Below are 8,776 nucleotides of genomic sequence, written 5' to 3'. Positions count from 1 at the left end.
GATCGGGCGCGTGACGCGCATCCGGGTGGCGACGTACAACATCCTCATGGGTGGCCGGCGGGGGGCGGTCGTTCACGACGTCGTACGTCGTCTCGACGCCGACGTCCAGCTAGTCAACGAGAGCCCCAAGCAGCCGCTCCTGTGGAAGAGGCGCTGTCGTGCTTTGGCCGAACGTTGGCAGATGCGGTACGTCGCAGGTGGCCGGCCGGCCGGATCCAACATGGTCGTGGTCGGCCCCAGGGTCGCGGTCAAGTCATCGGGCGCCGAGCGGCTGAAGCAGCCGCTGTTCCAGCCCCGTCGCGGCATCGCGTGGGCGCAGCTGCGCGTCGAGGGCCGGCTGATCGGAGCGGTCAGCTGCCACCTGAGCCTGGACCGGGAGCGGCGGCTGCGGGAGGTGCAGCGGGTGATCGAGGTCGCGTCCACCTTGAGGGGACCGGTGGTCGTGGCGGGCGACCTCAACGAGCCGCCTCGCGGTCCGAGCTGGCAGCGGCTGCGTGATGCCGGCTTCGTCGACCACGGCGACAACACCTGGGAGACGTTCCCGGCGGAGGACCCCCGGACCCGGATCGACGCGCTCCTCGTGCGGGGTACTACCGCGACCGTGCTCTCCCACGGGGATCCCGGGCTTCCGGATCAGTTGTTGCGCGCCGCCAGCGACCACCGGCCGTTGTCGGCGGAGATCGAGCTGCTGTAGCTGGTCTCGTCGGGCGCGACCGCCGGCCCGTGGGTCAGGCGCGGGAGCGGTAGTCCGGCACCAGGTCGGCGGCGAGCTGCTCGAGGAACAGCCCCACGTCGGTGACGATCCCGCGCGCCTGGGACGATCCACGGTCGGCGAGCTTGGTCACCGTCGCGGGGTTGATGTCGACGCAGACGAGCGGAATCGAGGCGGGCAGGATGTTGCCGGTGGCGACCGAGTGCAGCATCGTCGCCACCATCAGGCAGAAGCCGACACCGTCGAGCTTCGCCCGCATCGCCCGCTGACCCTCGATCACGTCGGTGTAGACGTCTGGGAGCGGCCCGTCGTCGCGCACCGACCCGACGAGCACGAAGTCCTTCTCGTGGGTGACCAGCGCGTGCATGATCCCCCCGGTCAGTACGCCGGAGTCGACGGCGTCCTTGATCGACCCCGCCTTGCGGATCGTGTTGAGAGCCCGGATGTGGTGCTCGTGACCGTGCTCGACGCCGCGGCCGTGTGCCAGGTCGACGCCCAGGGAGGTGCCGTAGAGCGAGGACTCGATGTCATGGGTGGCCAACGCGTTGCCGGCGAACAGCACGTCCACGAAGCCCGCGTGGACCAGCGCGACCATCGCCGGCGCCGCGCCGGTGTGCACGACCCCCGGGCCGCCCACCCACAGCACCTTCTTGCCGGCGGCCTTCGCCTCACGCATGCCTTCCGCCACCTGGCGCACCAGCACCGCCTGCGGCTTCTCGCTGGAGACGTCGGACTCCATGAACCCGAACGAGCCGGTCGCCTTGTCGGTCTCGGGAACGGTCACCTTGATCCCGGAGGCGCCACAGATGACGGTCATGCCGGCCCGCACGTCGGCCATCGGCAGGGTGTAGACGCGAGTGGCGCCGTTGCTCTTCTCCACGATCAGGCCGCAGTCCATCTCGGGGTTGTCGACCGACACCCAGCGGCCGTCGAGGCGGACTCGGGTCTCGAGGTTGGTCGTGGAGTAGAAGCCGTCGGGGAACACGCCGTCGACCTCCGCGACCTCGACCGACGCCTCGCCCGGGTCGACCTGGTTGACGCCGCGGGTCTGCAGACGCATCAGCAGCCGCTGCAGGTCGTCCTCGTCGTCGCACCAGACCTTGATGGTGGCGGTGGACATGTCGCCGGACTCGCGACCGACGTCGATCTTCTCGATCACCCAGTCGCCGCCGTACTCGCGGATGTCGTCGAGCACCCGGGACAGGACCCCGGTGTCCATCAGGTGTCCGGTGATCTCGACGTGCTCGGTGAAGGTCACGAACTCTCCTCGGGGCGGGCTCTGCTGGGGTCGGCACCACTATGGCGCGGTCTCGGCCGGGTCGGCCACCGGGGTCTCGGCTCGCTAGGAGTAGCGGCCTAGACGACGGCGCCGTCGTCGCCGGGCCAGCCGCGGTCGTTGCCGCGGGGCATCGTCGCGACGAGGTAGCCGAAGCCACCCACGAAGGCGGTGACCAGCAGGAAGCTGATCCAGCCCGGGTAGGTCCAGCCCAGGACGATGCCGAGCAGCATCAGCGCCGGGCTGCCGAACAGCGCGACCCAGGCGGCCTTGCGGCGCGGGTCGAGGGCGGGCAAGGGGGGCGGCGTGGGCGGGACGAAGTGGCCCTCGTCGTCCCAGCTGGCCGCGGTGTCCAGCTCCGGCGTCTCCCGGGACTGGCGGGCGAGCTGCGCGTCGAGGTAGCTGCGGTCGAACGGGTCGTTCTCGGCGGGCGGGTCGGGCTCGACCGTCGGACGGTCGGGCTCGGCCACCGGGGTCTCGTCCTCGACCACCGGGGCCTCGCCGTAGTGGGCGACGATCTCGGCCCAGGCGGCGTCCTCGTCGAGCCGGGGCTGGGCTCCGTCCGACCCGCCCGTGGGCTCCTCGGGCGTCCGGTCGTCGGGGTGGTTCGTCATGGTCCCGTCACTCGTCGTACGAACTCTGCGGACTCCTCGAAGATCATCGGGGCGTCGTTGTCGAGGGTAGCCACGTGGAACGAATCCTCGAGGATCCGCTCGGTCAGGTCACGCGAGGACACCGAGGTCAGGATGATCTGGCCGGACGACGGGTCGACCACGTGGTCCTCCGCGGAGCGGAACATCAGCAGCGGCGAGGTCACCTTCGGCAGGTCGGCGCGGACCTGCTTCCAGCCGGCCAGCATCGACCGGGCCGCCTTGAGGGGGGTGCGGTCGTAGCCGTGCTCCTCGACCCCCGGCTTCTTGATGTCGTTGGCGATGCCGGGCAGCGACGGGATCACGTGCTGCAGCACCGGCAGCGCGAGCACGTCCTTGCGCTCGGTGTGCACGGCCGGGTTGACCAGCACGATCCCGGCGACGTCGCGGCCGCGGTCGGCGGCCAGCCGGAGGGCCAGGCCCCCGCCCATCGAAAGGCCACCGACCACCACCTGGTCGCAGTTGGCCGTCAGCTTGTCGAACGCGCGCTGGATCTCGCCGTACCAGTCCGCCCACCGGCACTTGTTGAGCTCCTGCCAGCTGGTGCCGTGACCGGGCAGCCGGGGTACGGCGACGGCGTACCCGAGCCCGGCCAGGTGTCTGCCCCACGGCACCATCGATGCCGGGCAGCCGGTGAAACCGTGGCTGAGCAGCACGCCGATGCGGCGGCCGTCGGGGCCGATGGGGCGGGCGTCGGCGTAGAACGGCTCGGCGATGGGGGAGATCGACAACGCTGCTCCTGAGGGGGTTCCGGGCGGGCCCCTGAATCGTCGCACGCGACCGTGACCGGGGCCAGGCTTCTGGGCCATCGGGGGGTCGCGCTGGATGGTGACGGAGTGGGCGGGGAGGGCCTAAGGTTCCCGACGGAGGGGTCTCCCTCGGAGGAGGTGTCGGATGTTCTACTGGCTGCTCAAGTGGGTCTTCGTCGGCCCGGTCCTGAAGCTGGTCTTCCGGCCCCAGGCCGAGGGCGCCGAGCACGTCCCCGACGAGGGCGCGGCCATCCTCGCGAGCAACCACCTCTCCTACGCCGACTGGCTGTTCATGCCGCTCACCTTGGCCCGGCGGGTCACGTTCGTGGCGAAGGCGGAGTACTTCACCAGCCCGGGGATCAAGGGTTGGTTCCAGAAGAAGTTCTTCTCCGGCGCCGGTCAGGTGCCGATCGACCGGTCCGGGGCCAGCGCCGCCGAGGGTGCGCTCAAGGCCGCGAAGAAGATCCTCGGGCAGGGGGAGCTGTTCGGCATCTACCCTGAGGGCACGCGCTCCCACGACGGCCGCCTTTACCGCGGCAAGACCGGTGTCGCGCGGCTCGCCCTGGAGATGAAGGTGCCCGTGGTCCCGGTGGCGGTCGTGGGCACCGACGTGGTGGCGCCGCCCGGCAAGAAGTTCGGCTCGTTCACGCGTCCGCTGGTGCGGTTCGGCGCGCCGCTGGACTTCTCCCGCTACGAGGGCCTGGAGAACGACCGGTTCATCCTGCGGTCGATCACCGACGAGATCATGTACGAGATCATGCGGCTGTCGGGCCAGGAGTACGTCGACCTCTACGCCACCCAGGCCAAGGCACTCGACAAGGAGGCCGCGGCCGCCCGCAAGGCCGCCGCCCAGGCCGACCCGGCCCCGGCCCCGGCCCCCGGCGACACCGAGGCGGCTTGACCGACCTCGAACCGGTCCCCGCGCCCCGTCGACCCGCGCGCGCCGGCTCCGCCTGGACCTGGGGGACGGTCCCGTCGGCCGTGGACCAGGTCGGCACCCAGCTCTACCGCGCGCTGGCCGTGCTGCGCCTGGTCGTGCTCGCCTACGCGATCGTGCTGAACGCCGTCCGGTGGCGGGAGTTCGAGCACCCGGTGGCGGGCTGGGCGGTCGTCGGCGGCATGGTCGCCTGGACGGCGTTCGCCACCTGGGCGTACGACGAGGCGCGCCGGCGCACCCTCACCCTCCTGGTGGCGGATCTCGCGGTGGCGTGCGCCGCGCTGCTGTCCACGCCGTACGTCCAGAGCGACGCGATGCTTGACCGGCACGCAGCGACGATGCCGTCGTTCTGGGTGATGGCCGCGGTGCTCGCGTGGTCGGCGACCCGCGGCTGGCTCGGCGGCGTGTTCGCGGCGCTGGCGGTCTCGGCCTGCGACCTCGCCGTGCGCGACCAGCCCACCGGCACCACCTGGGGCAACATCTTCCTGCTCGTGCTGGCGGCCGGGGTCGTCGGCTACACGGCGTCGCTGCTGCGGGAGGCCACCGAGGCGCGCGCGCGTGCCGAGCGGGTCGCCGCGACGATGGAGGAGCGGGCCCGGCTCGCCCGCGTCGTGCACGACGGCGTGCTGCAGGTGCTCGCCCTGGTGCAGCGCCGCGGTCTCGAGCTGGGCGGTGACGTGGAGGACCTCGGCCGGCTCGCGGGGGAGCAGGAGGTCGCTCTGCGGGCGCTCGTGCAGGGCGACGCGGTCCGGGTGTCCGACGCGACATCGGCCGGGGCGGCGGCCGACCTGATGACGTCTCTGGCCGCGCTCGGCAGCCGCACCGTGACCGTCTCCGGCCCGGGCGGCCCGGTCGAGCTGCCTGCCCCGGTGGTCGCCGAGCTCGCCTCCGTCGTACGCGCGTGTCTCGACAACGTGGCGAACCACGTCGGTCCCGACGCCCCCGCCTGGGTGCTGGTCGAGGACCTCGGCGACTCGGTGGTGGTGACGGTGCGCGACGAGGGGCCCGGCATCCCCGCCGGTCGGCTGGAGGCGGCGGAGGCCGAGGGCCGGTTGGGAGTCCGCGAGTCGGTGCGCGGCCGGGTCGCCGACCTCGGGGGCTCGGCCGTGCTGGTGACCGGGCCGGGGCAGGGCACCGAGTGGGAGCTGACGGTCCCGCGGCGTTAGCCCGCGTGGGTCTCAGGGTCCCACTCGTAGTAGCGGTCCAGGTCGTCCATGGCGACGAGGCGGAAGCCGAGCCCGGCGTACAACCGGGCGGCCCGCTCGTTGCGGCGCGGCACCCGGATGCCGACCTGCTGGCCGTGGTCCCGGGCCTGCTCGAACAGCTCGCGGACCAGCCGGCTGCCGATGCCGAGGGAACGGAACCGGGGCAGCAGGATCATGTCGACGGCGTGCAGCCTCGAGGGGGTCCGGTGCAGGTACGCGCGGCCGGCGTCCTCGCCCTTGTGGGTGATGACGTAGCGCTCGTGGCCGGGGAAGCGGCGCCGGAAGCGGGTCTCCTGGGCGGTGTACTGGATGCGCAGGAAGTGCCGGACGAGGCGGGCGTCGGGCATGGCCGCGACCTCCTGCTCCCAGGCGGTGCAGAAGACGTCGAACAGGAACGGTTCGTCGGCCTGCTGCACGGCACGCAGGCTGTCGAACCGCTTCGGCACGGCGTCGATGGTCACGGATCCCTCCCCACCGATTGTTGTCGGACGTCCGGGCAGCGGACTTGACTGTCCGTTCGGTCACCGGTGCGTGGGCCGGGTGGGCGGGGTCGGGCGGGCGGGCCGGGTGGGCGGGTGGGGGCGGCTACGCTCGCGGCCGTGACGATCCACAGCGGGCACCCGTTCGCGGACCCGGAGGACGAGCGCGACCCGGCCCGCCGGCTGCGCGGACGGGTGGGCGGCACGGTGGCGCTCCTGACGGCCGGCCCGGCGGACGACCGCGCCGGGTTGACGGTCTCGTCGCTGATGGTCGGGCACGGCGATCCGGCGCACGTGCTGGCGCTGGTGGATCCCGACTCCGACCTCGCGGCGGTGCTGGCCCGGTCCGGGCGCGGCGTCGTACAGCTGCTGTCGTGGGAGCACCGCGACCTCGCCGACGCGTTCGCCGGCGTGGCACCGGCGCCGGGCGGCGTGTTCCGGCTCGGGGCGTGGCAGCAGACCCCGTGGGGACCGCTGCTCGAAGGGGTGTCGGCGTGGGCCGGGTTCGCCGTGGAGTCCACCCGTGATGTCGGCTGGTCGCTGCTGGTGGACGGCGTGCTCGACGCGATCCACCTCGGCGAGCCTGGTGAGCCGCTGCTGCACCGGCGTGGGCGGTACGTCCGGCCCGGTGGTGCGTCGTAGCCTTCGCTGGACCGCCACCGATATCGGTAGCGGGACGGTGGTCCATGGGTCACGGTAGGACTACCGATATCGGTATTGGGGGAGGAGCCCGCGGGATGTCGCTGAAGGTGATGGTCGTCGACGACCACCCGATGTGGCGCGACGGCGTGGCCCGCGACCTGACCGAGGCGGGTCTCGAGGTGGTCGCGACGGCGTCCACCGGCACCGAGGCGCTGACGCGGGCCAAGGCGACCCGCCCCGAGGTCGTCGTGCTCGACCTGCAGATCCCCGCCCCGACCGGGGTCGAGGTCACCGCCGAGCTGGTGCGCGACGACCCGGCCGTGCGGGTGCTGATCCTGTCCGCGTCCGGCGAGCAGGACGACGTACTGCAGGCGGTGAAGGCGGGAGCGACCGGGTACCTCGTGAAGTCGGCGTCCCGTGCCGAGCTGCTGGCCGCGGTACGTCGGGTCGCCGAGGGCGACACCGTGTTCACCCCCGGGCTGGCCGGACTGGTGCTGGGGGAGTACCGCCGGCTCTCCGAGACCCCGGCGGCCGCGTCGAGCCACCCGGACGCGCCGCGGCTCACCGAGCGCGAGACCGAGGTGCTCCGGCTGGTCGCGAAGGGCCTGTCCTACAAGCAGATCGCCGAGCGGCTGTTCCTCTCGCACCGCACCGTGCAGAACCATGTGCAGAACACCCTGCGCAAGCTCCAGCTGCACAACCGGGTGCAGCTGGTGCGGTACGCCATCGAGCAGGGGCTCGACGAGGAGCTCTGACATGGCCGACGACCCGGAGGAGACGTTCGCGGCGGTTGCCGAGGAGCTCTACGGACTCGCGCCGGGAGACTTCACCGACGCCCGCAACGGCTACGTCAAGGAGCTCAAGGCCTCGGGCGACAAGGAGCTCTCCGAGCGGGTCAAGGCGCTGCGCAAACCTGCGGTGTCCGCCTGGGTGGTGAACATGCTGGTCCGGCACCAGGCCGAGGAGATGACCCAGGTGCTCGACCTCGGGGCGTCGCTGCGGGCCGCCCAGGCCGACCTCGACGGCGACGCGCTGCGCGAGCTCACCAAGCAGCGTCGCCGGCTCGTCGCGGCCGTCGCCGGCAAGGGGCGCGCGCTCGCCAAGGAGCTCGGGACCAAGCTCTCCGAGTCGGTGCTCCGTCAGGTCGAGGACACGTTGCACGCGGCGATGGTCGACACCGACGCCGAGGCAGCGGTGCGCACCGGGATGCTGGTCGACCCGTTGAACCCGTCGGGCACGGGCTCGCTCAAGGTGGCCTCGGCGGTGGCCGACCACACCGCGATCGGACGGTCGGCCCGGCCGCTGTCGGAGGTGACTGCCTCGACACAGTCGAAGCGGCCGGGGCTCTCCGTCGTACCGGAGCCGGATCCGGCCGAGCGGGAACGGGAGGAGCGCCGCGAGCGTCGTACCGCCGCCAAGCAGGCGCTGCGGGCCGCGCAGGCCGACCTGACCGTCGCGCAGAAGGAGCTGAAGCAGCGCGAGAAGCGGGTCTCGGACCTGCAGGCGGCGACCCTCCAGGTCAACGGCGAGATCGACGAGCTCCGGCGCACGATCGACGGGCTGGAGTCGCGGCTGGAGCGGCTCGACGAGCAGGCCGCCGAGGCCGCCGAGGAGCGCAACGAGTCCCAGGAGGCGGTCGAGCTGGCGCAGGCCGCGGTCGCCGACGCCGAGGCGGAGATCGACCGGCTCGCGGACTGACGGGGCGGCGTGGGGGTGGGGTGGATTACCACGGTCCCGTGGTAATCCACCCCTTCCCGCGGCGAACTCCCCGCGGGAGGGTGCAGAACGCCACGGGGAGTGGCGAGGCCGACGTCGCTCAGCGCACCTTGAAGCTCAGCTTGCCCTTCGGCAGCTCCGTCAGCGCGTCCGCGAGGCTCTCGGCGAGCTGTTGCGGATCCGGACGCGCGGCCGGGTCGGGGGAGAGGCAGGAGCGTACGACGGCCGCGACGTCCGGCCGGATGCGCACGGTGAACGGCGGCGCCTCCTGCTCGACCTGCGGCCACCGTGCCGCCGTGACGTCCGACGTGTGGTCGCCGTCGAACGGCGCGACGCCCTCGATCGCGTGGTACAGCGTCGCGCCGACACCCCACACGTCCGTCGCCGGCCCGGGACGGCCGCGCGCCGGC

The 8,776-nt window shown here is 72.5% G+C and carries 10 protein-coding genes and 1 pseudogene; 6 read left to right on the top strand and 5 right to left on the bottom strand.

The annotated features are described in order from the left end of the window. A partial coding sequence (locus tag VFH10_RS03265) for an endonuclease/exonuclease/phosphatase family protein (protein WP_325125887.1) occupies positions 1–694 on the top strand: 694 nt, incomplete at its 5' end. Between the two features lie 34 nt (positions 695–728). On the opposite strand, the gene VFH10_RS03260 is transcribed toward VFH10_RS03265, so the two are convergent. The 3 genes from VFH10_RS03260 to VFH10_RS03250 form a co-directional block, all read right to left on the bottom strand. Then, positions 729–1,970: a TIGR00300 family protein gene (locus VFH10_RS03260; protein ID WP_325125885.1), complete on the bottom strand. Its 1,242-nt coding sequence runs from the start codon at positions 1,968–1,970 to the stop codon at positions 729–731. Between the two features lie 98 nt (positions 1,971–2,068). Then, positions 2,069–2,602 (bottom strand): hypothetical protein, encoded by a 534-nt coding sequence (locus tag VFH10_RS03255; RefSeq protein WP_325125883.1) that lies wholly within the window; start codon positions 2,600–2,602, stop codon positions 2,069–2,071. After that, positions 2,599–3,369, bottom strand: coding sequence for an alpha/beta hydrolase (locus VFH10_RS03250; protein ID WP_325125881.1), 771 nt, complete (start codon positions 3,367–3,369; stop codon positions 2,599–2,601). The genes VFH10_RS03255 and VFH10_RS03250 overlap by 4 nt, the downstream gene beginning before the upstream one ends. A gap of 163 nt (positions 3,370–3,532) precedes the next feature. Between VFH10_RS03250 and VFH10_RS03245 the strand changes: the two genes are divergently transcribed. Continuing rightward, positions 3,533–4,288 carry a lysophospholipid acyltransferase family protein gene (locus VFH10_RS03245; RefSeq protein ID WP_325125879.1) on the top strand — a complete coding sequence of 252 codons (756 nt, stop codon included), beginning with the start codon at positions 3,533–3,535 and terminating at the stop codon, positions 4,286–4,288. Next, positions 4,285–5,490 (top strand): MacS family sensor histidine kinase, encoded by a 1,206-nt coding sequence (macS, locus tag VFH10_RS03240; protein ID WP_325125877.1) that lies wholly within the window; start codon positions 4,285–4,287, stop codon positions 5,488–5,490. The genes VFH10_RS03245 and macS overlap by 4 nt, the downstream gene beginning before the upstream one ends. Here the strand turns inward: macS and VFH10_RS03235 are convergent. Beyond that, positions 5,487–5,990 (bottom strand): GNAT family N-acetyltransferase, encoded by a 504-nt coding sequence (locus VFH10_RS03235; protein ID WP_325125875.1) that lies wholly within the window; start codon positions 5,988–5,990, stop codon positions 5,487–5,489. The two genes, macS and VFH10_RS03235, sit on opposite strands and share 4 nt — an antisense overlap. Before the next feature lie 138 nt (positions 5,991–6,128). Here VFH10_RS03235 and VFH10_RS03230 point away from each other — a divergent pair, with 138 nt between their 5' ends. The 3 genes from VFH10_RS03230 (at position 6,129) to VFH10_RS03220 (ending at position 8,348) form a co-directional block, all read left to right on the top strand. Continuing rightward, positions 6,129–6,650: a flavin reductase family protein gene (locus tag VFH10_RS03230; protein ID WP_325125873.1), complete on the top strand. Its 522-nt coding sequence runs from the start codon at positions 6,129–6,131 to the stop codon at positions 6,648–6,650. A 95-nt stretch (positions 6,651–6,745) separates the two neighbouring features. After that, complete coding sequence (locus VFH10_RS03225; protein ID WP_325125871.1) at positions 6,746–7,405, top strand: response regulator transcription factor; 660 nt, start codon at positions 6,746–6,748, stop codon at positions 7,403–7,405. Between the two features lies 1 nt (position 7,406). After that, a complete protein-coding gene (locus tag VFH10_RS03220) occupies positions 7,407–8,348 on the top strand; it encodes a hypothetical protein (protein ID WP_325125869.1) in 942 nt (313 codons plus the stop codon). 118 nt (positions 8,349–8,466) lie between these two features. Here VFH10_RS03220 and VFH10_RS03215 read toward each other — a convergent pair. Next, positions 8,467–8,776: pseudogene (locus tag VFH10_RS03215) on the bottom strand (hypothetical protein); the annotation flags it as partial.

Source organism: Nocardioides sp. (assembly GCF_035697785.1).
Taxonomy (GTDB): domain Bacteria; phylum Actinomycetota; class Actinomycetes; order Propionibacteriales; family Nocardioidaceae; genus Nocardioides_B.
This window is presented reverse-complemented; position numbering and strand designations above follow the sequence as displayed.